Origin of the sequence: Dyella sp. EPa41 (genome assembly GCF_016586165.1) — a bacterium.
Classification (GTDB): domain Bacteria; phylum Pseudomonadota; class Gammaproteobacteria; order Xanthomonadales; family Rhodanobacteraceae; genus Dyella.
The window spans coordinates 53,793-77,323 of the sequence record NZ_BCPR01000006.1 but is presented as its reverse complement, the minus strand read 5'-3'; the positions used below and the strand labels follow the sequence as shown (position 1 = coordinate 77,323).

The 23,531-nt window shown below is 62.4% G+C and carries 15 protein-coding genes, 1 tRNA gene and 1 pseudogene; 14 read left to right on the top strand and 3 right to left on the bottom strand.

The annotated features are described in order from the left end of the window. Positions 1 to 516: 516 nt before the first annotated feature. Positions 517 to 6,468 carry an RHS repeat protein gene (locus JMF82_RS03745; protein ID WP_201313199.1) on the top strand — a complete coding sequence of 1,984 codons (5,952 nt, stop codon included), beginning with the start codon at positions 517 to 519 and terminating at the stop codon, positions 6,466 to 6,468. 11 nt (positions 6,469 to 6,479) lie between these two features. Beyond that, positions 6,480 to 7,472 (top strand): RHS repeat-associated core domain-containing protein, encoded by a 993-nt coding sequence (locus tag JMF82_RS03740; protein ID WP_201313198.1) that lies wholly within the window; start codon positions 6,480 to 6,482, stop codon positions 7,470 to 7,472. Between the two features lie 392 nt (positions 7,473 to 7,864). Here JMF82_RS03740 and JMF82_RS03735 read toward each other — a convergent pair. Next, a pseudogene (locus JMF82_RS03735) lies at positions 7,865 to 8,897 on the bottom strand (IS3 family transposase). Positions 8,898 to 9,208: 311 nt separating this feature from the next. Next, on the bottom strand, positions 9,209 to 10,411 hold the full coding sequence (locus JMF82_RS03730; protein ID WP_201313197.1) for a DUF4157 domain-containing protein: 1,203 nt from the start codon (positions 10,409 to 10,411) through the stop codon (positions 9,209 to 9,211). 598 nt (positions 10,412 to 11,009) lie between these two features. Here JMF82_RS03730 and JMF82_RS03725 point away from each other — a divergent pair. The 11 genes from JMF82_RS03725 (at position 11,010) to JMF82_RS03675 (ending at position 21,637) form a co-directional block, all read left to right on the top strand. Next, a complete protein-coding gene (locus JMF82_RS03725) occupies positions 11,010 to 11,435 on the top strand; it encodes a MerR family transcriptional regulator (RefSeq protein WP_201313196.1) in 426 nt (141 codons plus the stop codon). Between the two features lie 2 nt (positions 11,436 to 11,437). Next, positions 11,438 to 13,885, top strand: a complete 2,448-nt coding sequence (locus JMF82_RS03720; RefSeq protein ID WP_201313221.1) for a heavy metal translocating P-type ATPase — start codon at positions 11,438 to 11,440, stop codon at positions 13,883 to 13,885. Between the two features lie 97 nt (positions 13,886 to 13,982). Further along, positions 13,983 to 14,141, top strand: coding sequence for a hypothetical protein (locus tag JMF82_RS03715; RefSeq protein ID WP_165418425.1), 159 nt, complete (start codon positions 13,983 to 13,985; stop codon positions 14,139 to 14,141). Between the two features lie 146 nt (positions 14,142 to 14,287). Beyond that, positions 14,288 to 14,695: a ketosteroid isomerase-related protein gene (locus tag JMF82_RS03710; protein WP_201313195.1), complete on the top strand. Its 408-nt coding sequence runs from the start codon at positions 14,288 to 14,290 to the stop codon at positions 14,693 to 14,695. A gap of 3 nt (positions 14,696 to 14,698) precedes the next feature. Continuing rightward, positions 14,699 to 15,316 carry a GNAT family N-acetyltransferase gene (locus JMF82_RS03705; protein WP_201313194.1) on the top strand — a complete coding sequence of 206 codons (618 nt, stop codon included), beginning with the start codon at positions 14,699 to 14,701 and terminating at the stop codon, positions 15,314 to 15,316. Beyond that, the gene (gene folC / locus JMF82_RS03700; RefSeq protein WP_201313193.1) at positions 15,313 to 16,608 is read left to right on the top strand and encodes a bifunctional tetrahydrofolate synthase/dihydrofolate synthase; all 1,296 of its coding nucleotides are present in this window, start codon (positions 15,313 to 15,315) and stop codon (positions 16,606 to 16,608) included. Before JMF82_RS03705 ends, folC begins: the two co-directional genes overlap by 4 nt. 61 nt (positions 16,609 to 16,669) lie before the next feature. Further along, on the top strand, positions 16,670 to 17,737 hold the full coding sequence (locus JMF82_RS03695) for an SPOR domain-containing protein (protein WP_201313192.1): 1,068 nt from the start codon (positions 16,670 to 16,672) through the stop codon (positions 17,735 to 17,737). A gap of 27 nt (positions 17,738 to 17,764) precedes the next feature. After that, positions 17,765 to 18,370 carry a CvpA family protein gene (locus JMF82_RS03690; RefSeq protein ID WP_201313191.1) on the top strand — a complete coding sequence of 202 codons (606 nt, stop codon included), beginning with the start codon at positions 17,765 to 17,767 and terminating at the stop codon, positions 18,368 to 18,370. 16 nt (positions 18,371 to 18,386) lie between these two features. Next, positions 18,387 to 19,862: an amidophosphoribosyltransferase gene (purF, locus tag JMF82_RS03685; protein WP_201313190.1), complete on the top strand. Its 1,476-nt coding sequence runs from the start codon at positions 18,387 to 18,389 to the stop codon at positions 19,860 to 19,862. Positions 19,863 to 19,979: 117 nt separating this feature from the next. Further along, positions 19,980 to 20,789: a ferritin-like domain-containing protein gene (locus JMF82_RS03680; RefSeq protein ID WP_201313189.1), complete on the top strand. Its 810-nt coding sequence runs from the start codon at positions 19,980 to 19,982 to the stop codon at positions 20,787 to 20,789. Positions 20,790 to 20,890: 101 nt separating this feature from the next. After that, on the top strand, positions 20,891 to 21,637 hold the full coding sequence (locus JMF82_RS03675; RefSeq protein WP_201313188.1) for a VOC family protein: 747 nt from the start codon (positions 20,891 to 20,893) through the stop codon (positions 21,635 to 21,637). Between the two features lie 162 nt (positions 21,638 to 21,799). Here JMF82_RS03675 and JMF82_RS03670 read toward each other — a convergent pair. Beyond that, positions 21,800 to 21,876: transfer RNA gene (locus tag JMF82_RS03670), tRNA-Pro, on the bottom strand. Between the two features lie 202 nt (positions 21,877 to 22,078). Here JMF82_RS03670 and hisS point away from each other — a divergent pair. Beyond that, positions 22,079 to 23,452, top strand: a complete 1,374-nt coding sequence (gene hisS / locus JMF82_RS03665) for a histidine--tRNA ligase (protein WP_201313187.1) — start codon at positions 22,079 to 22,081, stop codon at positions 23,450 to 23,452. The last annotated feature ends 79 nt before the right edge of the window (positions 23,453 to 23,531 follow it).

Sequence of the window (23,531 nt, the reverse complement as noted above, 5' to 3'; positions counted from 1 at the left end):
AAGCGTCTGCGTTGATTCGAGTCAACCAGAAGTAGCGCTCTGCGCCCGAAGGAGCTCCGCACGAAGATGTCGACGTTCGCGGTCCGCTATGGACTTCTTCCACTGAGCGGCGTGAGCACATGGGCGGCGAGTCACGCGCTCCTGAGGGATATGTGCGGTCCTCTAGGCGCCCTGTAGCGATGATCGAAGGCTCTGCAACCGAGTAATACTCCAGAAGGCCACGACGGGATCTGTCATCTTTCTTGCCCTCATGATGTAAGGCTCCGCCTACTTCGTCAGTCACGCTCACCATTGATCCAGTTCGGCCTCCCGCCTTCGCGCGGCAGGCTCCTTGAGGCATATCCCCCGAGCTGCTTGATATGGGTCAAGTTGTCGTGGAGTCCTTCCAGGTTTGCGCCGGAACAAACCGCACGATTGAGAAGCGCATAGTTCTTACGACGTAGGTCCTTGACGCGGGCATCCGGCCTCGCTAGAAAATGCGACAGCCGCACGCAATGTGTGGAACAGGGGGACAATGTGAAGGAGCTTGTGCAGGGATGCCGCTCGGCATGCCAGGGCGTGGCATATCTTTCGTGGCTTTCTCGTGTTTGTGCCGTTTTGGCGGTGACCTTTGCGGCCACCGTGGCACACGCCCAGACCGATAACGGTGTCGAGCCGTACGAAGAATTCGGCAAGAAACTTCGTGCCGCTGAAGAAATTACGCCTCTAAAGAGCGATCTCTTCGGGGACAAGGTCAGCCTGTACAACGGCTCGACGGAGTTCAATGTCGTTGATGTGAGCGTGCCTGGTAATGGCTCCTTGCCCGTGGAATTTCGTAGGCGACTGATCATCGAGGATCGGCGCAAGGATCCGGGCAATATCGGCGGACTAGGTGACTGGGATGTGGACGTCCCCTATATCGAGGGTACGTTCACTCAACAAAACGGCTGGGTCATCGATAACAACGATTCGCCCGACACGGCGCGCTGTACCAATCAACGCTTGCCTTATGTTCGCGTCAGCAACCTGACCTATAAGCCGGATGCTTCCGTCATTTGGGACGGCAACCATCTCCATATTCCCGGCGTGGCAGATGACGAGCTGCTGAAGAATACCGAGGCAAAGCTTCCCGCCATTGCGGACGGCAACACCTATCCTTGGGTAACCAAGGGATATGCGCGTGTGGGTTGTCTGGCCAGTACGGCTAACGGATATCCGGGTCAGGCTTTCGTCGCCATCACTCCTTCAGGTGTGCGTTACACCTTCAATTGGGCGGTGACTCGCACCGCCCCCATTTTGAAGCTAGGCAAGAATCAGCTCGTCACGCGATCAAGGGTGTACATGCTTGCCACGCGCGTCGAAGATCGCTTCGGCAACTGGGTGACGTATACCTATAGCGGGGACCAACTTACACGGATCGATGCCAGTGATGGCCGTGCAATCATCATCGGTTGGTCGGGCACCGCTATCTCAACGGTGACTAGTGCGGATGGAGTGTGGAACTACCATTACACGGCAGGTGCGCTAGATCGGGTCACTCAGCCGGATAATTCGCAGTGGAATTACTCCACGAGCTTAGGTTCGATGATTACGATTAAGGGCGGATTCCCAGACGACTATGTGCCGCCCAACACCCATTGCCAGATGGAAATGGACCCTAACACGGGGGACTTTGAGTACGGCATTGGCGCACCATCCGGTGCGGTGGGTGTATTTCGTTTCACCTACATGAGGCACTACCGAAATTACATCCCGTTGTCTTGTGTTGACGGAAATTCGTACCACCTTTACCCCGATGTGGATGCGTTCTTCGACAACTTTGCGTTGAAATCAAAGAAGATTAGTGGCGCGGGACTAAGCACACTCACCTGGACTTACGATTACGGGTCCGTCAGCGGCAGCTACTTCACGGCGTCGGTGCCCGGCCCTTGGCCGTCGGGCGCTGAAAGCTATGTGCCACAGGGCACCTGCTCGGGTTGCAGCGTATCCAAGACGGTCACCGTGACAGGGCCCGACGAGATCACTAAGTACAACTTCGGCGTGCAGTACGCGCGAAATGAAGGGCGCTTGCTGCAGACCGAGTACGACACGGCGTCTGGCTCACCCGTCAAGACCGTTGTGAACGCCTACGTCGATGACAGCGAAATGGGTGCTCAACTCTTCCCGGAGAACGCGGGTATTTCGGTATTGCCGTCCTACAAGAATCCCATGGTGGGGAGGATTCGCCCCACGCGGTCGACAACGACGATCCAGGATGGGGATAGCTATACCTGGCTTGCCGAGGCGTTTGATGTGTTTGCGCAGCCTACGACGGTCAAGCGCTCCAACAGCATCGCAGGACAGACACCCGTCGAAGAGCAAGTCACCTACCTCAATGATCTTCCGCATTGGGTGATTGGCCTTCGTGTCCAGCTCGACAACCTGACCAAAGGCGAGACGGTCAATAAGGACGTGTACGACCTCACCAAGGTTACGCTGTCCCAGCGTTGGCGCTTTGGCCAATTGGTGAAAAGCTACGCGTTCAACTCGCAGGGTCTCCTGGCGAGCTTCACCGATGGCAACAACAACACTACGACGCTCGGCGACTACAAGGCTGGTATTCCGCGAAACATCGTCTATCAGGATCAATCATCGCAAAGGTTGGAAGTCGACGACTTGGGGCGAATCGTTCAGGTGACCGACCAGCTCAACGCGGTTACTAAGTATGACTACTATCCGATGGGAAGGTTAAGGCAGATCACCTACCCCGCTGGGGATGAGGCCGCCTGGTATCCGAAGGGCTACTCCTACGACTACATGCCGATGGCCGAGCGCGGCCTTGACGCTGGTCACTGGAAGCGAACCATGACCAAGGGTATTGCGCAGACGGTGACATATTTTGACGCGATGCTGCGCCCCGTTCTGGTCGACAATTACATCAAGGACGACGGCAACTCGCACAGCAACGTGCGAAGTGACTACGACTGGCGCGGGCAAAAGACCTTTGCTTCCTACCCTGTCGGTGGCCAGCCGGATCTTGGTTCGATTTCTTTGGGTACGAGCAGTACTTACGACATCGTTGGACGCGTGACCCAGGTTCAACAGGCATCCGAACTGGGCGCGTTGACAACCAAGATGGAATACTTGTCTGGTGCACGCACAAAAACTACAGATCCCAAGCAATATGTAACCACGCGCACTTTCCAGGTTTTCGATCAGCCAAGCGACGACGCGGTCATCCGGGTGGAAGCACCCGAGGATGTCACGCAGACAATTGTTCGGGATGTTTACGGCAACCCCTTGTCAATCACTCAATCCGGACTCTATGGGACGGAAAGCGATAGCGTGACCAAGACGCTGGTCTACGATAGCTTCCATCGCCTGTGCCGCACGATTGAGCCAGAAAGCGGAAGCGAAGTCACCGATTACGACGGCGCCAACAACGTCAAATGGACCGGATCAGGGTTGACGATCACTGGAGGAGCTTCAGTATGCGGTCGCGAGCAGGTGGCCGACGCCGCCAAGACGGTACGCAACTATGATCAGCTGAATCGTCTCTGGACCATCCTCCCGCCGGCCGGCACGCAGAGCACCACCTACCAGTACTACCTGACGGGGACGCTTCGTCAGGCAGACTCAGGTATCACGACATGGACTGGTGTGCGAAACAAGCTGGGGCAGCTCACATCGGAAACGCTCGCCGTCACGGGTAATGGCAGCAATGCCATTCGTTACGGACATGATGCCTATGGGAGCACTCGCACCGTCAGTTATCCCGACGGAACAGTCGTGGACTATGCACCCGACGCCTTGGGGCGCCCGACGCAAGCAGGGAGCTATGCCACCGGCGTTAGTTACTACCCAGACGGGGATATCCAGCACTTCTTCTACGGCAATGGCGCCGAGTATTTCGCACAGAAGAATGAGCGCCAGCTTCTGAAGAACTTCACGTACGCGAAGGGGAGTACTTTTAACATCAGCGAGGACCTGCTCTATGACGCCAATGGCAACATCGGCTCTGTAAATGACTTGACGGGCGGGGTGCGGAGCAAATCCTTCGGCTACGACGGCCTCAACCGCCTAACCAGCGCACAGGCTCCGGGGATGTGGGGTGCAGAGTCCTATACCTACGATCCCATCAACAACCTTCGTACGCGTCTCACCGCAGGGCAGACCTACACCTATAACTACGACGCCACTAACCGGTTAGCGAATATCTCTCAGGGATCGAGCCCGGTCGTGACGCTCCAGTACGACAACAAGGGCAATGTTTCCAACAGAAACGGCGCCACGTTGCATTTTGACGAGAAGAACCAGCTGCTGGACATCCCTGGGTATGACACGTACGGCTACGACGCCTCCGGGCGCCGAGTCGTACGGACGCCCGCCGGCGGGCAAGGCTCCGTGTACTACTTCTATACGGACGCAGGACAGTTCCTCTATCAGTTTGATGCTGCCACGACCAAGACTACTGCCTACATCTATTTGGGCAAGAAGCTGATCGCGCGAAATGAGGCATATAACACCACGGTTCGCGGCAACATCGACGGTGTCAACATTGATGGATCGAATAACGCCACGGTCGTCGGGTGGGCATGCTCCTCCGGCCTGACCTCATCGATCAATGTGGATCTGTATGTCGGCGGACCTGCGGGCACGGGTGCAGCACTCGGTCGCTATTTGGCCAATCAATCGAGCGAAGCTGGGGTCGCGTCAGCCTGTGGCGTGGGGGCAGGGAGCTTCCGCTTCAGTATTCCGCTTACCGCAGCCAATCGAAGCCAATATGTTGGGCAGAGTATCTATGTCTACGGTATTTCGCCTGTAGGCAACGGCAACCCCGCACTGACCAACAGCGGCACCTACGTTGTTCCTGCGTCACCGAATGCGCCACCGCAACCTGCATCGCTTACCGCGACGCTCGCAGGGGACCTGACGAGCATCTCCGTTACATGGGCTGGATCGAGTGGCGCCACGAGCTACACGTTGCAGCAGAACGTAAGCAATGGTGGCTGGGCGCCGGCATACAGCGGATCTGGCACGAGCTATGTCCTGAGCAATCCGGCGGACGGCGACTACGCCTATCGTGTACAGGCTTGCAAATCCAGCGACTGCAGCTTGTTCGTCATTTCAAACACGGTTTCGGTCAGGCACATACCACTGGTGCCCCCGACGATCTCGGTGCCAGCGACCAGCAATGGCCCCCTCACTGTGAGCTGGGCGGCCAGCGCGTACGCAACAAGCTATACGCTTGAGCAAAGCATCAATGGGCAGGCATGGGCCGCCATTTACTCGGGCTCTGCGATCACTACGTCCTTCAGCGCGAGCACGACAGGCAGCTATACGTTCCGGGTGAAAGCCTGCAATACGAATGGCTGCAGTACGCAATACACGACGAGCTCTGCAGTCACCGTGACGATTCCGCCTGGCAGCGCCCCGACGCTAAGCTCGCCGAGCGGTAGCACGACGGGAAGCTATACGGTGAGCTGGACCGGCGTCACGGGCGCAACGTATTACAACCTGCAAGAGCAAGTCGGTGGAAGCTGGAGCACCGTGCAGTCCAACTCCGCCACCAGCTGGGGAGCGTCGGGCAGGGGCAACGGCACCTACGGTTATCGTGTCCAGGCCTGTAATGCCGGCGGCTGCAGCGGTTGGAGCGGTGTAAGCAACACCACCGTTCTGCTTCCACCGACCCCCGCACCTAGCATCAGTGCACCGGGTAGCAACACCACAGGCAGCTATGGCATTAACTGGAGCAGTAATGCCACGGCGTCTTACTACCAGCTCTGGCAGCTCAATCCCGGGGGGGGATGGGCGGTGGTCCAAAGTACTGGCGCCACGAGTTGGTCGGTGAGCGGCAAAACGAGTGGCAACTACCAGTATTACGTGACCGCCTGCAACGCCAGCGGCTGCAGTGCGGCCAGTCCCACGGCGACAGTCGTCGTGCTCCTGGCGCCGGCCAGTGCACCATCGCCGAGCGTCCCGTCGAACAGCACGAACGGTAGCTACACAGTCAGTTGGAATGCAGTCACCGACGGCGCGTCGTACACGCTACAAGAAAGCGTGAACGGTGGTGGCTGGGCAACCGTTCAAGCCAACGGTGCAACCGCTTGGTCGACGAGTGGTCGCGGCAATGCGAGCTACGGGTATCGCGTACAAGCGTGCAACGCCAGCGGATGTGGCCCATGGAGCGGGACCGCAACCGTGACCGTCTTGTTGCCCCCGCCCGCACCAGCCTGGGTCCAGGCACCGTCGTACGTGCATGGGCAGCAGTACTACATCACCTGGGCGAGTTCGAGCACAGCGACGTCATACAACGTGATTCGAAAGAACCTCGATAACGGCAACACTGCCGTCTACACCAGCACCTCAGCGACGACAGTGACCATTCCTATCCCAGGTGCGACGCAATCCATTCAGTGGGGAGCTCAAGCCTGCAACGCCTCAGGGTGTTCGGCGACGACAAATGCGCCAAACATCACCAACACTGACCCGCCCGGTCCGATCCATTGAGGAGCAAGGATATGGAATTCACTGTGAAAGTGGCGGGCAGGTTGGGCTGCGTGTCGCTCTTTTTGATGGGGGTATGCCTTAGCGGACAGGCAAATGCTGGAACTGTCACCTACATTTATACTGACCCGCAGGGAACCCCACTCTCGGAAGCGGATACCAATGGCAATGTGATAGCAAACTTTGACTATCGCCCTTACGGAAGCAACTATTCTGGAGCTGGCATGGCTGCCACGCCAAGCGGGCCAGGATATACGGGGCACGTAAGCGATCCGGACACGGCACTCATTTATATGCAAGCTCGATATTATGACCCTGCTATTGGGCGATTCTTTTCAGCCGATCCAATTGGTCCCCTGCCTGGAGATCCATTCAACTTCAATCGATTTCAGTACGCAAACGGCAATCCAGGGAGGAATACTGATCCTACTGGAGCATGCACGGGCTCATTGTTCTGCGAGTTCCACAATGAAACAGACAAGCAAAGAAACTCTGAGCTTGCCATGCAAGAGGCTGGGATTGCTGGCGTGAAGCACCAAAACGAAAAGCCAAGAGTTCAGGCCAGCAACACGCCCACGCCTCAAGCGAACAATCGATCACGCGGTGGTGGGGTGTGGCAAGGATTGAAGGAAAGGAGTTCGTTTACCGCAGACGGCGCGGCCGCATTTGGTCCTGGGGTCGACGTAAGTGCCACGAAGGAGGTCGGAAAGTCTCCGGATTCACTTGGCGGGACTTTTGTGATCGGCGAAGGCGCCATTGCTTCGGCAACTTACAACCTAAAGGTGTGGTCGGGTTCCAAGGAGTCAAGCAATGGCATCGTATTTCAGGCCGATCCATCTTCGTACTTGAAGGTCAAGCTGGGCTCGGGCCTCGCACTGGGTTTCGTGTTTAAGACAGACGTACACGGCGCTAGCGATCTGAGTATCTCAGTTGGTGCGGGGATCGGTGAAGAAGTCATCTATAAGCCACCAGTATCTGTCGGTGGAAACTACAACATACCCAAGTAGCGCAATCTCTACAGGTGATCCATGAGTGACGAGGCAGGCTATTTAGCCTACGCTATTATTTTTCTACTTTTTTTGAGTGGGCTGACATACTATATCTTGCTGTACTTGCTTGGTCGAAGCGCGAAAGCTCACGATGCGCAACTATGGTCTTACAGCCGAGGGCAAGGCAAATCATCCGATTCCGATTTCAACATTGCCTACAGAGTTATCAAGGACAAGACAGCGTGGGCAATGTTTAAACCTGGCCTCGAAACTGGGCGCCTTATTCGTCTTGCCCGATACAACTTGTACCTGTCTATGACTCTATTCATGATTGTTCTAATCGTAGGTATCTACGCGTCTTTCTAAGTCCGTCCAGCCACTCGGTGGTACGCCCCCGCTTTCGTAGACGGTTAGCTGCTGGATTTTGAGTTAGCCGCCTCGAACATCATTGGCGCAAGGCCACCCAGATGTCCATGGCGACGTTGCCGGTTGTAGAACACCTCGATTTAATCGAACACATCGCTGCGTGCTTCCTCGCGACTGCCGTAGACGCGGCCTCGTACGCGCTCCTTCTTTAGACTGCTGAAAAACGACTCCGCCACCAAGTTGTCCCAGCAGTTACCACGCCGACTCATGCTGACGTCCAGGCCGTGTTCGCGACAGAAGCGGCGCCAGTCATCTCTGCCATATTGCACGTCCTGGTCGGAATGAATCACCACGCCGGACGTCGCCGCCAGATCGCCATCAACAACGCATCCATTGCCAGCTCGCGTGCCAAGCTGGATTTCATCGACCGACCAATGACAGCACGCGAATACAAGTCGATGACCACTGCCAGATACAGCCAGCCTTCGGCCGTGCGCAGATACGTGATGTCGGTGACCCACGCTCGATCAGGATGTGCGACGTTGAACTGGCGTTGCAGACGATTGGGTGCAACGACCGCCGGCTTGCCGCCCTTGTAGCGACGTCGAAGCGGCGAGCGCACCGAACGAAGACCATGCTTGTGCATCAATCGCTCAACACGCTTCCGACTGATGTGTTCACCGGCCTCGGTCAGCTTCAACCATGCGTAGTAACCGCTGCGCTCGACCTTGAGCACACGGCACATCGTAGCGAGGCGAAACTCCCGGCTATGGGCCTACATGAAGGCGTACTTTGCTCTTACCCCTGGGCAAAGTACGCGGCGGCCTTTTTTAAAATGTCGCGCTCCTCTTCGGCACGACGCAGCTCGGTGCGAAGCCGGGCATTCTCCTGTACCAGGTCGACTTCCTTCTGCGCTTTGTGCGCATCGCGGCTGACGCCTCGCTCACGAAACCATGCATAGAGACTGTGCGATGACACGCCGAGCCGCTCGGCCACCTCGGTGACGGGGTAACCACGCTCGCTAACTTGCTTGACCGCTTCAGCCTTGAATTCGTCAGTGAATCGCTTGTTGGTCATAGATCCTCCGATCCTCAATAGACACTATCAGGTGTCTACGGAATCGGCGGCGTACCACTGCTCAGAGAATTAGGGATCGACTGTCGATCTCTGTCTGGCCCGCCTAGCAATGGAGAAATGAGATGCCTGACGTCCAGATGTGGGAACTCGAGCTCGCCTGGGGAGTGACTCCCATGGAGCAGGCTCTATACGGAACGACATTCGCGCTCCATGGGATGAATGTCGAAGGCGGCTTAGCTGCAGCAGACCGGTCATTGCGACCTGTATGGGTCAATCCATACGCCACAGTCAGTGCTGACAGCCTTCTCCTCCTAGCGGATGTTTGACGCAACGACATAGCCGACAGGGCGCCAGTTCTCTTGTGGAAAGAGAATGCTTCCATCGGACATGACCGCGAACGTATAGTTCGGTGTTTGATACGTCCATGCGACATTAGGCGCCCGCGGCGGGGTGGCCCAACCGACCTGAAATGTCTGGCCAGTCATATCATTTACAGCGTAGATGTTGCTCATGTTCGTGACGACATAGTGCACCGGGAAGACCCCGCCGTTATTGTCGTAAAAGACGCACTGCGCTACGCCGTACTCTTGTACTGGCTGCGGCGGCCCAGTCATTGGCCCAGAAGACCCAGGGCCTCCCTGACCACCATTGTTAATCTGTTGCGCGATGTTCCCCCCATTCCCCCGAGCCTCACTTTCGAGTGACTGGCCAAAATCACGAACGTAGTTCCAAGCAAATTCTTCAACTCCCATAGCGGCGTACTGGCGGACATGAGTCATCTCATGCGCCCACCAATCCGGATTCTCCTCGATCGAGGGAGGTGAGGTATTGAACACAATGATGTCATCGACAGTTACAGCATAGTCAGATCCCATAAGCCTGTACGATTGTCCGATCATCGTGGGCAACGTAATTTCGACATTGCCGACGGCATATTTGGCCCTCGCCAGCACCGATGGATCGAAGTATGGAGCGAGCGCACGAGCTACATCCTCAGGAAGTGGCCTGGCTTTTCCAGAAAACCGCTGCCGCGCCGCCCTGATTGCTCCTGCCAAGGGAGCGCCGACCAGCTGAAGAGGATCCTCTCCGCGAAGCACATTGGCCGTCGCGTTGATTGACGCCGACCCCAACTCATTCATCAGTTGCGAATTGAAGGTAGCTACGTCAAACATGAACGAACCGCTATCGCCATCGATATCCTGCGAATACTGCAACGCGCGACGATAAAAGAAGTCTTGCGGCTGCTGCGCGAGCGAATAGCCATCCTGAAGTAGGTCGCCATTCGTCTTGGCCAACTGCTTATAGGGATCGAATATCTGATTAGGGCTCTTTTGACCCGTGGCAGCCTGGGCTGCATTGATCACCGTATTCGTAGGTGCGACAGCGCCTTGCCACACTGCAGCTCCGACAGATCCAACGGTATGTTGGACGTCTTCCCACCAGCCAGCTGACGCTTGGCCGGAAAGAGCGAGAAGCAACCCCAAAAGAACGTACCGCGTACGCAGAGATTCCATGGTGCACCTCTGAGCAACCAATTTTGATCAGAAGACCGAGGACCACGTGCCTGCTGAAACTCCCGTAGCCGCGCAGGCAGCACCCGGCTTCGAACCGCAGGGATCCTTAATCACTGCCGTTAACAGCAACCCCTTGCCTTCGAAACACCGGCCCGGTCCCTTAAATTTCGGAAAGCCAGTGCCTGCGGCACTAGCCTTCTCCCTTCCCCAGGGATCCCTCAATAGAGCGAACGGAATATTCATCTGATTCGGAATCAGGCGTACGTGTAAGCGTGCCGTGGGTTGGCCGCTTCAAAGGGGCGGAGCGCAATTACGTTCGATAGCCCGCGTTTCCTCGTCATGGAAGACCAATGGTGGCTCAACGCCGCGCTGCCAGGATCGATGCACGACATCGATCTGCGATGGAGGCCACCTTAGTTTGGGGGTAGCGCGATTAGGGCAAGTTATCGCGGGTGGCCATGTATTTAGGGGAGTGTCATCGTTAAAGGGCCAGTGCCAAGGTAATGGGCCTCAGTGCCAGGGCTAAGGGCTCTCGACAATACGACGGGAGGAACGGGGGCTTGACTCTAGACCTTGATCAAAGGTCTAGACTTGGCCCATGAACACTCCCCATACCCCCATGACCATTGGTGCCGTCGCCAAGCGCGTCGGCGTGGCGATCGACACCATCCGCTATTACGAACGCGAAGGCTTGCTGCCGGAGCCGCTGCGGCGTGCCTCGGGCTACCGCAGCTACGACGAGGGCGCGGTGCGGCAGTTGCGTTTTATCCGGCGTGCCAAGGATCTTGGCTTCACGCTGGAGGAAATCCGCGACCTGCTGGCGCTGTCGGCCGACCGCCAGCGTGGCGTGAAGGCGGTGAAGAAGCGGGCGCAGGAGCGGCTGGCGGCGATCGACGAGCGCATCGCCGAACTCACTCGCGTCCGCAACGGATTGGAGCAACTCATCGACGCCTGCCCGGGCCACGGCTCGCCCGAGCAGTGCCCGATCCTGCGCGCGCTGGCCGATCAGAGGGACGAAGCATGAACATGGAGAAGCACGCCTGCTGTAGCGCGAAGGAGGCTGCCCCAGTGCCGGAGGCGAAATCCTGCTGCGGCGGTAACCCGGCGGCGACGTCCCATAAGCATCACCACCACGATCACCACGGTCACCACGATCACGACAGCCACCATGACCACGCCGCGCACACGGTGAAGGATCCGGTATGCGGCATGGATGTGGATCCGCACACCGCCGCGCACCACCTGGAGCACGACGGACACGCGTATTACTTCTGCGCCCAGCGCTGCAAGGAGAAGTTCCACGCCGATCCGCCGCGTTATCTGCGGCCGCAGCCGGCGCCCGCACCTGCGCTGGCGGGCGTCATCTACACCTGTCCGATGCACCCGGAAGTGCAGCAGGTCGGCCCCGGACATTGCCCGAAATGCGGCATGGCGCTGGAACCGATGATGCCCAGCCTGGACGAGGACGATGGTCACGAGCTGCGCGCGATGTCGCGTCGCTTCTGGTCGCTGCTGGCGCTGACGCTGCCGGTCTTCGTGCTGGCGATGGGGCCGCATCTGTCTGGCTGGCATTGGCCGTCGCCGTGGGATGGCGTGGCTGCCTGGTCCGAAGCGGCGCTCGCCACGATCGTCGTGCTATGGGGCGGCGCGCCGTTCTTTGCGCGCGGTTGGCATTCGCTCAAGCCGTGGTCGCCGAACATGTACACGCTGATCGCGTTGGGCACGGGCGTGGCATGGATCTACAGCGCCGTGGCCTTCCTGGCGCCCGGCCTGTTTCCCGAGGGCTTCCGCGACATGCATGGCCGCGTGGGCGTGTATTTCGAATCGGCCGCCGTCATCGTCACCCTGGTCACGCTCGGCGATTTCCTCGAGCTGCGTGCACGCCGGCGCACCAGTGCCGCGTTGAAGGGCTTGCTCGAACTGGCGCCCAAGACGGCTCGTCGCGTCGACGCCGACGGGGGCGAACACGATGTGCCGCTGGACGCCGTGCACGCGGGCGACACATTGCGCGTGCGCCCCGGCGAAAAGGTACCGGTGGACGGCGTGGTGCTCGATGGCCGCAGCCATGTGGACGAATCCATGCTCACCGGTGAGCCACTGCCGGTCGCCAAGGGCAGGGACGATCAACTCACCGGCGGCACGCTCAACCAGGATGGCGCCTTGCTGATGCGCGCGGAAAAAGTGGGCGCGGAAACCGTGCTCGCGCAGATCGTCACGCTCGTGGCGCAGGCGCAGCGGAGCAAGGCGCCGCTGCAGCGCGTGGCCGATCGCGTGGCGGCATGGTTCGTTCCCGCCGTGGTGGCGGTGGCCGCGCTGGCCTTCGTGCTGTGGGCGTGGTTCGGGCCTGATCCGAAGTTGACCTATGCGCTGATCGCCGCGGTATCGGTGCTGATCATTGCGTGTCCTTGCGCGCTTGGCCTGGCCACGCCCATTTCCATCATGGTGGCCAGTGGTCGCGCCGCGCAGAACGGCGTGCTGTTTCGCGATGCGGCGGCGATCGAGGCGCTGCGCGACATCGACACGCTGGTAGTGGACAAGACCGGCACGCTCACCGAAGGCAAGCCCGCGCTGAAGGACGTGGTGAGTCTCGGCGCGTATCCGTTCGATCAGTTGCTGGCGCTTGCCGCGGCGCTGGAAAAACCGAGTGAACATCCGCTGGCGCGGGCGATCGTCGATGGCGCCGAATCGCGCGGCATACGCGTACCTGCGGTGGAGGATTTCCGTTCGGTTACCGGCGCGGGCGTCGAAGGCTCGGTGCAGGGACACCCGGTGGCGCTGGGCAATCGCCAGATGCTGGCGAATATCGGTGTCGTTGCCGAGGCGTCGGCGCTCGAACGCGCCGATGCGATGCGCACCGAAGGCGCCACGGTGATGTTCATCGCGATCGATGGCCTGCTGGCGGGCCTGGTTGCCGTCGCCGACCGGGTCAAGGCGAGCACGCCGCGGGCGATCCGCGACCTGCATGCGGCCGGCCTGCGCATCGTGATGCTGACCGGCGACAACGCCGTCACCGCGAAGGCGGTGGCCGCGTCGCTGGGCATCGACGAGGTGCATGCGGATGTCTCCCCGGCCGACAAGGCTGCCGTGGTCCAGTCGCTGCAAGCCCAGGGTCACCGCGTGGCGATGGCTGGCGACGGCATCAACGATGCGCCGGCGCTCGCCGTGGCCGATGTGGGTATCGCCATGGGCAGCGGCACGGATATCGCCATGGAGAGCGCAAAGGTCACCCTGGTCAAGGGCGAGCTGACCGCCATCGTGCGCGCCCGCGCGCTGTCGCAGGCCACCGTGCGCAATATCCGCCAGAACCTGTTCTTCGCTTTCGTCTACAACGCGGTGGGTGTGCCCCTGGCCGCCGGCGCGCTGTATCCGCTGCTGGGCGTGATGTTGTCGCCCATGGTGGCGGCACTGGCGATGAGCCTGTCGTCGGTATCGGTGGTGGGCAACGCGCTGCGCCTGCGGCGGACGCCGTTGTGATCATTGTCACCCGCGATGATTGACGGCCGGCCCTGCCGCACGGGCAGGGCGATGCGGAAGATGACTCCCGCACCAAAGGGGTGCGGGAGGGCATCACATGAACATCATCAACGACACCCGAAGCACGCTGGAAAAGCACATGCCGCTGCTGCTGGGCCTGCTGGTCGCGCTGCTCGCCGGCCGCGCGCTGAAGAAAATGTTCTGGACGGCGTTCGGCATGTACTGGGCGTTGCGCGCCAGCGGCATCCACTTCTGATCGCGCCAGTGCCTTTCCGGCGAAAGCGAGGATCCAGCATTTGCCGGAAAGCACGGAAGCGGCCCGTCTTGGCACGCACGAACGGCACTGCGTCGCGGGCACCCATGCTTTAAGCTGTGTGGCCCGATTCCCCGACGGATGCCGCCATGCCTGCCAGCATTGCCCTCATCGAGAGTTACTACGACGCGTTCAACCGCGGTGATTGGGAGGCCATGCTGGGCCACCTTGCCGGCGATGTGGCGCATGACATCAACCAGGGGCATCGCGAGACGGGGCTGGACACGTTCCGCCGCTTTCTTGAACGCATGAACCGCTGCTATCGCGAGCAGCTGCGGGACATCAGCGTGATGGCCAGCGCCGACGGCAGCCGCGTCGCCGCCGAATACGTGGTGCATGGCCAATACCTCGCCGACGACGAAGGCCTGCCGCCGGCCCGTGGCCAGCGCTACGTGTTGCCGGGTGGCGCATTCTTCGACATTCGCGACGGCCGCATTGCCCGCGTCACCAATTACTACAACCTGCAGGACTGGATCGCCCAGGTCACGGGCGCCTGATCGATGGCCCTGCGTGTCATCACCAGCATGGGCCAGGGCGTGCGTCCGCACCTGGATGCGCTGGCCAGGCTGCGCATCCGCGTGTTCCGCGACTACCCCTACCTGTACGACGGCGACATGGCGTACGAACACCGCTATCTGGAGGCTTATTCGCGCTCCCGGCGCAGCGTGTTCGTGCTGGCGCTGGATGGGGACGAGGTCGTCGGCTGCTCGACCGGCATCCCTTTGGCGGACGAGGTGGCGGCGATCCAGCAGCCTTTCGTGGAACGCGGGATGCTGCTCAGCGACGTGTTCTACTTCGGCGAATCGGTCTTGCTGCCGGAATACCGCGGGCAGGGCATCGGCCACCGCTTCTTCGATCTGCGCGAGTCGCATGCGCGGCACCAGGGCGGTTTTCGCTGGACCGCGTTCTGCTCCGTGGAGCGCGCGGTCAACGACCGGCGCCGTCCGCGCGATCACCGCACCAACGACGAGTTCTGGCGCAAGCGCGGCTACCAGCGCCAGGACCACATGTTCTGTACGCTGGACTGGACCGAAATCGACGCCGTGGAAGCCACCGCGCATCGCCTGGGCTTCTGGCTGCGCCCCCTTGATGCCGACAGGACGAATGCTTTCGCATGACCCGTACCCTCGACGAATGGCTGGCCTACCAGGAGCGCGTGAACGTGCGCAGCATCGAGCTTGGGCTCGATCGCGTACGCGCCGTATGGCAGGCCATGGGCGCGCCGCCGCCGGCAAGGCGCGTGATCACGGTTGGCGGCACCAACGGCAAGGGTTCCACCGTGGCGCTGCTGGAAAGCATGCTGGCCGCGGCGGGCCAGCGCGTCGGCTGCTATACCTCGCCGCACCTGCTGCACTACCGCGAGCGCATCCGCATCGGTGGCGTGGACGCGTCGGATGACGCGCTGATCGCCAGCTTCGAGCGCATCGAGGCGGCGCGCGGCGAGATCCCGCTGACCTATTTCGAGTTCGGCACGCTTGCCGCGCTGGACCTGTTCGCGCGCGCGAACCTCGACGTGGCCGTGCTCGAAGTGGGCCTGGGCGGCCGCCTGGACGCCGTGAACATCATCGACGCGGATGTCGCCATCATCACCACGGTCGACCTGGACCACATGGACTGGCTGGGGCCCGATCGCGACAGCATCGGCGTCGAGAAGGCGGGTATCGCCCGCGCGGATCGACCGGCCATCGTGGGCGAAACCCAGCCGCCGCAAGGGTTGCTCGACGCGCTGCAGCGCATCGGGGCAAGAGTGCAGCGCGCGGGGACGGACTTTTTCGTGGAGCATCTGGCGCAAGGCGGCTGGCGCTGGCGCCATGTCGACGGCACCGGCATGCAACTGCCCGATCCGGCGCTGGCCGCGCCGGTGCAATACGCCAACGCCGCGGCAGCCATCGCCGCGATCCATGCGCTGCAGGCAAACGATGAGGTCATCGCCGCCTCCGATCTGGAGGCGGCCGCCGCCACCGGATTGCGGACCGTCCACGTGGCGGCACGCCTGGAAGCGCTGGGCGGCGATCCTGCCCTGGTGGTGGACGTCGGACACAATCCGCAGGCGGCGCGCGCCCTGGCGGAATGGCTGGATGCGCATCCGGGCGGGCGCGTGCATGCGGTGTACGGCGCGCTGTCCGACAAGGACGTGGGAGGCGTGATCCGCGCGATCGGTTCGCGCATCGACCACTGGCATCTGGCGGGACTCGAACACGATACGCCACGTGGCCTGCCTTCCAGCGTCCTGCTGGATCAGTTGCTGCTGGCCCTGCCTGATGCCCGTTACGACCTGCACCACGATGTGCGTTCGGCCTTGGCGGCGGCGCGCGCCGCATCCAGGGCCGGCGAACGCGTGCTTGCCTTCGGCTCGTTCTTCGTTGCCTCGGCCGTGCTTGCTGAATCGAAGGGATCGCTTTCGGCCTGAACGGGAAGCGGGGCAGGTATAATCGCGCCCGTTTCCGCCCCCCTGCCGTTTGGAGCCTGTCTTGAAAACACGTCTGCTGGGCGCTGCCGTACTCATCGCACTGGCTGTCCTCATCGTGCCGATGCTCTTCTCCAGCAATCCGCCCAGCACGAGTGGCGATGAAACGGTCAGCCTGGCGATTCCGCCGGCGCCCGATCGCGACCTGCAAACCAAGACCATGAGCCTGACGCCTGGCGCAACGCCGGCTACGGCGGCGTCGGCCGCACCCAAGCCGACGGCGCGGGCGCCGACCCCGGCGCCCGCAACGGCCGCGCCGCCGGTGGGCTCGTCCGACCAGCTGGCCACCGTGAACATCGGTTCCAACCGTCCCAAGGATGTGGAAACCGACCCGACCGCGGGCCAGAAGCCCGAGCCGACGACGGTGACCCGACCAGGCTCCAGCGCATCGCAGCCGGTGATACCGGCACAGGGCAAGGCGGACACCACGGCGGCACCCGCCAAGGCGGCCGCGCCCATGGCTTCGGCCACGACGGCTGCCACGCCCGCCGCTTCGCCGGCTACCGCGGCGCATGGCCAGTATTCGCTCAATCTCAGCGCCTATGCGTCGAGCGCGAGCGCACAGAACCTAATCCAGCGCGTGCGCGGCCTGGGTTATCCGGCCTCCGGCCGCAGTATCAGCCAGGGCGGCAAGCAGCTCACGCTGGTTACGGCCGGCCCCTTCGAATCGCGCGCCGCCGCCGAAGCGGCACGCCTGAAGATCACCCAGACCATCCCGGGCGCGCCGGCCCGTCTCGAGGGCAGCGCCAGCACGCCGACCCAGGACGATCCGGCACCGGCCGCCAGGCCCGCCGGCCCGGCCGCGGCTGCCGCGCCGGCCGCCGGTTCGTCGAAGCCCGGCGGCTGGGCCGTGCAGATCGCCGCCATGGGCAGCCAGGCCGATGCCAATGCGCTGCGCGACAAGCTGCGCGCGAACGGTTTCGACGGCTATGTGGATACGGTGAACGCGAGCGGCAAGCAGCTGTGGCGCGTGCGTGCCGGCCCGCAGACCCAGCGCGCCGACGCGGTCCGCATCCGCGATGAGATCAAGACCAAGATGGGCGTGGACGGCAACGTCGTCAGCGCCCCGTGAACCTGAACCCGTCGAGATGCTGACCCGGTGAATTGGGCCGACTACATCATCCTTGCGGTGCTCGCCCTCTCGGTCTTGATCGGGCTGTGGCGAGGCCTCATTTCAGAGGTGCTGGCGCTGGCGATCTGGGTCGCGGCGTTCTGGGTGGCGTGGACGTTCGGGCCCAGCGTGGCCGGGTATTTCGAACACAGCATCCAGCTGCCGTCGGCGCGGATCCTGGTGGGATACGGCATCTGTTTTCTCGCCGTGCTGATCGCCGGAGCGCTGTTGCGCTTCCTGGTGAGCAAGCTGATCGAAGGCACCGGGTTGTCCGGTACGGATCGCTTGCTGGGCATGGTGTTTGGTTTCGTCCGCGGCGTGCTGCTGGTGACGCTCGCGGTGTTCCTGCTCGGGTTTACCGCGTTCACGCGCGACCCGTGGTGGAACGAGTCGGCTCTATTGTCGCAGTTCAAGGGAATGGCTGCGTGGCTGGGCGAGCGCGTGCCGGACAGCGTCCGCCACTACCTCAACCCCCCGGCACTGCTGGACCATTTGCCCGCCTTGCCGGCGGGAGCTTCGGGCGCTTCACCAGCGACCGGGCACCAGACCCATCCGGCGGCCGCATCCACGGCCGCTCCGGCAACGACTCACTAATTACAGGCTTTCAACCATGTGCGGAATCATCGGCATCGTCGGCACCAGCGAGGTCGCCGCGTCACTCTATGACGGTCTGACCGTGTTGCAGCACCGCGGCCAGGACGCCGCCGGCATCGCCACGGTGGACGGCGCCCGCCTGCGCCTGCACAAGGGCAATGGCCTGGTGCGCGACGTGTTCAACCAGAGCGCGATGAGTGGCCTGCGCGGCCGCATCGGCCTTGGCCATTGCCGTTATCCCACGGCAGGCTCGGAGGGGTCGTCCGAGGCCCAGCCGTTCTACGTGAACTCGCCCTACGGCATCGCCTTCGCGCACAACGGCAACCTGGTGAACACCGAGACGCTGCGCCGCGAGATGTTCGAGGACGATCGCCGCCACATCAACACCGATTCGGATTCCGAGGTGCTGCTCAACGTGCTGGCGCACGAGTTGCAGATCCAGGACCGCATGGCGCTCACCCCTGACCACATCTTCAAGGCCGTCGCCGGCGTGCACCAGCGTGCGCGCGGCGGTTACGCCTGCCTCGCCCTGGTGCTGGGCTATGGCCTGCTGGCGTTCCGCGACCCGAACGGCATCCGCCCGCTGGTGCTCGGTGAGCGCGTCACCCCGGAAGGCCGCGAATACGCGGTGGCTTCCGAGTCGGTGGCGCTGGACATCCTCGGCTTCAAGCGCCTGCGCGACGTGGAGCCGGGCGAGGCGGTGTTCATCACCAACGACGGCCAGCTGTTCTCCCGCCACTGCGCCGAGGGCGCGGTGCATGCGCCGTGCATCTTCGAATACGTGTACCTGGCCCGCCCGGACTCGATGATCGAGAACGTGTCGGTGTACAAGGCGCGCCTGCGCATGGGCCAGAAGCTGGCCGAGAAGATCCTGCGCGAGCGTCCGGACCACGGTATCGACGCGGTGATCCCGATTCCCGACACCGCGCGCACGGCCGCCTCGGCGCTGGCCGAGGCGCTGGGCGTGCCGTTCCGCGAGGGCTTCGTCAAGAACCGCTACATCGGCCGCACCTTCATCATGCCGGGGCAGGGCGAGCGCGTGAAATCGGTGCGCCGCAAGCTCAACCCGGTGGAACTGGAATTCCGCAAGAAGAACGTGCTGCTGGTGGACGACTCCATCGTGCGCGGCACCACCTCGCGCCAGATCATCCAGATGGCCCGCGATGCCGGTGCCAGGAACGTGTTCTTCGCCTCCGCCGCGCCGCCGGTGCGCTACCCGAACGTGTACGGCATCGACATGCCGGCGGCGTCGGAACTGGTGGCCGCGGGGCACACCGAGCAGGAGGTCGAGAAGGTGCTCGGCGCCGACTGGCTGATCTACCAGGATCTCAAGGACCTGGTGTGGGCAGTGCAGGACGGCAACGAATCGTTGAAGCAGTTCGATACCTCATGCTTCTCCGGCGAATATGTCACCGGCCTCGACCAGCAGTACCTGCAGCAGATCGAGATGCTGCGCTCGGACGACGCCAAGGCGGCGCGTCGCAGCGCGTAAGCAGCGTACCGTTGTGCCGTTGTAGGAGCGCACCCAGTGCGCGACCGCAGGGCGACGGTGCCTTCGCTCCGTCAGGTGATCGCGCACTGGGTGCGCTCCTACAGTAGACATGTCCGCATGCCCGACCTCCACGCCGCCGCCAAGCGCTGCCTCGACGCCACCGACCCGGCCGAAAAGCTGCGCTTGACGCACGCGGCCTGGGAGGGCTTTCTCTCCGGCGAGCTTCATCCCGATCCCTCGTCGCCCGCGCCCGAACCGATCGGCGCGCCCGGTAGGCCGGAGCGCCCGCAACTGGTTCCCCAGCGCCAGGTGCCGCATCGCGGCCTCGGCACCGCGGACGGCCGCGCCGCGCTGGTGCATGCGGTGGCGCATATCGAGTTCAACGCGATCAATCTCGCGTGGGACGCGGTGTACCGTTTCCGCGGCAAGCCGCTCGACTATTACCGCGATTGGGCGAGTTGCGCGCACGACGAGGCGCGCCACTTCGCGATGCTGTCCGAACGGCTGGCCGAGCTCGGCCATGCCTATGGTGACTTCGATGCCCACAACGGCCTGTGGGAAATGGCCGAGAAGACGGCCCACCACGACACCGCGCGCATGGCCCTGGTGCCGCGCGTGCTCGAGGCGCGGGGCCTCGATGTCACGCCCGGCATGATCGATCGGCTGCTTTCCGTCGGCGATGGCCGTACCGTGGCGATCCTCGACGTGATCCTGCGCGAGGAAGTGGCGCACGTGGCGGCCGGTACGCGCTGGTTCCGCCATTGCTGCGAACGGGACGGCCTCGACCCGCGCGAGACCTTCCTCGACCTCTTGCGCGACTACATGGGTCGCAACCTGCGAGGCCCGTTCAACCGGCCGGCACGCCTTGAAGCCGGCTTCGACCATGAAGAACTCGATCGCCTGGCCGAACTGGCGCTGCAAAGCTGACAGGGGCGTCCGCGGCCACGCAGCCGCGACTTTCCCGTCATCTCTCGCAGGGTAGCCTGCGGCCTTTCCCGGGCATCGCCCATTAGGAGAGGAGCCGGCTCATGAAGACCTTGCCCGGAAAGCTCGTCTGGGTCGAACACGCCAGTACCGATCCGGCGCGGGCGAGCAAGTTTTACGCCGCGCTGTTCGGCTGGGGCGATGCGCCGATGCAGGTGGGCGGCCAGGCCTATCACGTCATCATGAATGCCGGTGAGCACATGGGCGGCTATCGCGCGTCGCAGCCAGGCGAAGCCTGCCAGTGGGGCATTTATCTCAGCGTGGCCGATGTCGACAGGAGCTATGCGCAAGCGCTCGAAGCGGGTGCGTCATCCTGCATGCCGCCCACCGATTTTCCGCCGGTGGGACGTGGTGCGACGCTGCTCGATCCGGCCGGCGCGATGTTCTCGATCTGGCGCGGAAGCAACGACGACACGCCGGATGGCGAGCTGTCGCCCGGCCAATGGTGCTGGCACGAACTTCATACGACCGACGACGCAAAGGCGCTGGCGTTCTACGAATGGCTGTTCGGTCTCGGCCACGACTCCATGCCGGCCGGCGAGGACACCTACTACGTGCTCAAGAGCGGCGATGCACGGCGTGGCGGCCTGATGCGGAACCTGGGCGGCGCGGGTCCGTCGCTGTGGATTCCGTACGTGCTTGTGCGGGATGTGGATGCGAGCGCGGCGAAGGCCCAATCCCTGGGGGCGGAAGTGACCACGGCGCCGGAGGACATTCCCGGCATCGGACGCTACGCCATGCTGCGCGATCCGCAGGGTGCGCGGTTTGCGGTGTTTTTGCCGAATCGCTGAAGCCGCAGCGTTGCCTGTAGGAGCGCACCCAGTGCGCGACCGCGGAGTTGCGGCGTTGCGGCTCCATAGGCTTTTCGCGCACTGGGTGCGCTCCTGCATAAGGAGTCCGCAAAAATGGGCCACAAAAAAGCCGGCGCAAGGCCGGCTTTTTCATCGAATCTTTGGTCGGGGTGACATGATTCGAACATGCGACTTCTACGTCCCGAACGTAGCGCTCTACCAGGCTGAGCTACACCCCGTGGGAGCCGCGTATCTTAATGACCTTCCCTGACCTTGGCAACAGGATTGTGAAATTTTTTCTCCGGCGGAGCAGGGCGCCTTGCTGGAACGGCTCGAACCCAAGGCTCGGGGGCAGCCTTCTGCTAACCTATGCGGCTCTGTCGGACCCATCGCCATCTGGCGGTTTCCCGACGCTTTTTTCACCGCTTAGCAGAGGATTTCATGGCGCTTACCCCGGCCCGTACCATGCCCGGCGTGCTCGAGCTGCTGCCGCTCGACCAGATCGCGTTCCAGCGCATGCTCGACGTGATCCGCCGCAACTATGAGCGCTTTGGTTTCCTGCCGGTCGAGACGCCGGTGATCGAATACTCCGACGTGCTGCTGACCAAGACCGGCGGCGAGACGGAGCGCCAGGTCTACTTCGTGCAGTCCACCGGCGCGCTGGAGCAGGGCGAGAAGCCCGAGCTGGCGCTGCGCTTCGATCTCACCGTGCCGCTGGCCCGCTACGTGGCCGAACACGAGCACGACTTGTCGTTCCCGTTCCGCCGCTACCAGATGCAGCGCGTATACCGTGGCGAGCGCGCCCAGCGCGGCCGTTTCCGCGAGTTCTACCAATGCGACATCGACGTGATCGGCAAGGACAGCCTGTCGGTCCGCTATGACGCCGAGTTGCCCGCGGTGATCTACAGCGTGTTCCGCGAACTGAACATCGGCGCCTTCACCATCCAGCTCAACAACCGCAAGCTGATGCGCGGCTTTTTCGAAAGCCTGGGCGTCACCGACGGCGAGCAGCAGACGCTGGTGCTGCGCGAAGTGGACAAGCTGGACAAGCGCGGCGCCGACTACGTGCGCGACACGCTCACCGGCGAGCAGTTCGGGCTGAGTGCCGGGGTGGCGCAGAAGATCCTGGACTTCGTGCAGGTGCGTTCCAGCTCGCTGCAGGATGCGTTCGACAAGCTCGACGCGCTGGGTCCCGGCCCGGAGTCGATGGAGCAGGGCCGCGCGGAACTGAAGGAAGTGCTCGGCCTGATCCGCGACTTCGGTGTGCCGGAAACGCACTACGTGCTCAACCTCTCGATCGCGCGCGGCCTGGACTACTACACCGGCACCGTCTACGAGACCACGCTCAACGATCATCCGCAGATCGGCTCGATCTGCTCGGGCGGCCGCTACGAGAACCTGGCCAGCCAGTACACCAAGTCGAAGCTGCCGGGCGTGGGCATTTCCATCGGCCTCACGCGCCTTTACTGGCAGCTGCGCGACGCCGGCCTGATCGCCACCGGCCAGAGCACGGTCGATGTGCTGGTGACGCAGATGGACGCGGCGCAGATGCCGGCGTATCTCGCGCTCGCCAATGAGCTGCGCTCGGCGGGCATTGCCACCGAAGTGGTGCTGGAAGGCGGCAAGCTCGGCAAGCAGTTCAAGTACGCCGACCGCGCGGGCATCCGCTTCGTGATCGTGTTGGGCGAGGACGAGATCGCCAAGGGCGTGGTCACCGTGAAGGACCTGCGTCGCGAAGACCAGTTCGAAGTGTCGCGCGCCGAGCTGATCAAGTCGCTGCGCGTGGAACTGGCGCAGGCCGAAGTCGGCCGTTAATCCATCGCGCCTGAAGCGGGGCCGCACTCGCCGGGTGCGGCCGCATCAACTCAATACATGGGCCCGTCCGGGCTGGAGC